This window comes from Arachnia propionica, assembly GCF_003859805.1.
Taxonomy (GTDB): Bacteria; Actinomycetota; Actinomycetes; order Propionibacteriales; family Propionibacteriaceae; genus Arachnia; species Arachnia propionica_C.
Genome location: NZ_RQZG01000052.1, coordinates 1 through 660, shown reverse-complemented (window position 1 = coordinate 660; position 660 = coordinate 1). Strand labels below are relative to the sequence as shown.

The 660-nt window shown below is 61.5% G+C and carries 2 protein-coding genes; both read right to left on the bottom strand.

Annotated elements, in window-relative coordinates; all coding sequences use genetic code 11:
- On the bottom strand, window positions 1–357 hold a 357-nt coding region (locus tag EII34_RS15745), incomplete at its 3' end, for a hypothetical protein (RefSeq protein WP_185711402.1).
- A gap of 41 nt (window positions 358–398) precedes the next feature.
- The coding region (locus EII34_RS16380; protein WP_221620336.1) for a hypothetical protein at window positions 399–660 on the bottom strand (262 nt) is incomplete at its 5' end.

Below are 660 nucleotides of genomic sequence, written 5' to 3'. Positions count from 1 at the left end.
TCCCATGAGGAGCGGATCATGGCGAGGCACGCCTGCCTTCACGGCGCGGGGGTACCAGCGGGGCAGCAGGACGCGGGGAAACCAGATGAAGAAACCGAGGAAGAAGGTGAGGAAAGAGGCGATGACCGCCAGCGCAAAGACCTGAAGAAGTGGGAGGGGGAGCGGTGGTAGGTGTGGCATGAACCCGATGATGCCCATGCCCATCACCCCGAAGCCACCATAGGGGGCGGCCAGAATCCAGGAAGACCATCCTCTGTATCCGGGGACGAATCGAGGGATGGGCTCCGTGTGGAGGAGTCGGCCAAGGGCAAGGCTGAAGATGCCGAAGAGGAGAAAGACGATGTGGATGGTCAACATGATGGGGTCTGACATCGCGTTCGAGGGCGGTGAGAGGAGTGTCAACTGAAGACCCCCTTGATCCAGTTCCAGCCGCCCTCAACGGCATCAGCCAGACGATCTCCGAGGTTCTTTCCCTCGCCAGCTGGGATGCTCAGCACGAGTCCGACTCCGATACCAGCCACAACACCGGCTGGTCCTCCGATGGCTGCTCCGGCTGCTGCTCCAGCAAGAATGGGTGCTGCGACTTGGCTTCCGGCCCTCACCGTCCCGATCTCGGCCACTTGGGCTTTTCGTTCGCTCTCGGTGAGTTCTGGCCTTTGT